Annotated in this window: 2 protein-coding genes; both read right to left on the reverse strand. The window is 37.8% G+C overall.

What is annotated here, in order from left to right; translation table 11 throughout:
* Window positions 1-87 precede the first annotated feature (87 nt).
* On the reverse strand, window positions 88-735 hold the full coding sequence (locus tag C3938_RS17575; RefSeq protein WP_017798353.1) for an SDR family oxidoreductase: 648 nt from the start codon (window positions 733-735) through the stop codon (window positions 88-90).
* Between the two features lie 81 nt (window positions 736-816).
* Window positions 817-1,029: LrgB family protein (locus C3938_RS17580; protein WP_199775670.1), on the reverse strand; the 213-nt coding region annotated here is incomplete at its 5' end.

Genomic DNA, 1,029 nt, shown 5'->3' on the forward strand with positions numbered 1-1,029 from the left:
CCTACACTTATTTCTAGTTATCATCCGTCTTTTGACTAAAACTCTGTGTTATGTCCCAACCTCATTGTTTTATCATAATATTCAATATTATATTTTTTCTACTGCATCTTTAATGGAAGTTTCGCCAGATATTAAATCAAAACCTTTATGGTACGTGTTTTGGGCATCTAGCACTTCTACAACGGTCGATGCTACATCTTCACGAGGGATAGAGCCTCTTTCTAGATTTTCACTAGCTTGAATCTTGCCAATAGCAGGATCATTTAACAATCCACCTGGTCGAATGATTGTATAATCAAGGCTGCTTTCTGTTAATTTTTCATCGGCAAAATGCTTCGCTACCATATAATGCTTAATTGGATTGTCTGCCCAACTATCACGATTATGAGCTTGGAAAGCACTAATCATAACAAAACGTTTTACACCAGTTTTTTCAGCAGCTTCGATGGATTTGACAGCACCATCTAAATCGATGAGCAGTGTTTTATCCGCGCCTGTGTTACCACCTGAACCAGCCGTAAATACAACTGCATCGGCTCCTTTCATTGCTTTGGCAAGATCTTCTACACTATCCTCTAAATTTGCTAGGACTGCATTAATTCCACGTTGCTTAAACTCTTCTAGTTGTTCTTCTTTACGTACCATCGCAGTAACATCATGATCTTTATTGGCTTGTAATTGATTTACAAGATGCGTTCCAATTTGTCCATTTGCTCCAATTACTAGTACATTCATTTATAACAACTCCTTCTAGTTAACTAATTCATCTTCTAATGTATGTTGTTCCCATTACTAATTTCTTTCAAACTTAATCATTTAAAAAATCAAAGACACCAATAACGGAGCAAGCATCGATACAATTACCGCGCTAACCACCATGGCCACTGTACCTAATGTGCCTTCCAACTCATCTATTTCTAATGAATGCGCAGAACCTATTGCATGGGATGCACTGCCGATACCCACTCCTCTTCCTACAACATGTTCTATTCGCATGGTTTTAAAAAGGAAGCCTCTCATAAATACTCC

The organism is Microbulbifer pacificus (genome assembly GCF_002959965.1).
Lineage (GTDB): Bacteria > Pseudomonadota > Gammaproteobacteria > Pseudomonadales > Cellvibrionaceae > Microbulbifer > Microbulbifer pacificus_A.